1 protein-coding gene is annotated in these 317 nt (G+C 40.4%); it reads right to left on the bottom strand.

Annotated elements, in window-relative coordinates; translation table 11 throughout:
* Positions 1–147: 147 nt before the first annotated feature.
* Positions 148–317, bottom strand: a 170-nt coding sequence (locus tag EUU22_RS26075) for an NADH-quinone oxidoreductase subunit H (RefSeq protein WP_205687820.1), incomplete at its 5' end; no start/stop codon positions are given.

Below are 317 nucleotides of genomic sequence, written 5' to 3'. Positions count from 1 at the left end.
TAAATTTTAATATTGAGGGGCTAGTCCTAGCATAGATAACGGGGTTGAAATATGGCAGAGGGTTAAAGCTAGGGTGATGGGTAGAAAATTTTTTCACACGAGGTGTATAAGTTGGTCGTAGCGAAAGCGGGGATAGGATGCTCGAATTCAGATGAAGACGGCGGTCAATAGGGCTGCTTTAAGTATCAAGAGTACTGTAGAGAGTTCAGGAATAAACGAGTGTGTGGAGCCTATAAATAAAACAACGGATAACGTGTTTATTATTATAATATTGGCATACTCTGCTAAGAAAAATAAGGCAAATGGTCCTGCTGCGT

This window comes from Ciceribacter ferrooxidans, from assembly GCF_004137355.1.
In the GTDB taxonomy this organism is placed as follows: domain Bacteria; phylum Pseudomonadota; class Alphaproteobacteria; order Rhizobiales; family Rhizobiaceae; genus Allorhizobium; species Allorhizobium ferrooxidans.
This window is presented reverse-complemented; position numbering and strand designations above follow the sequence as displayed.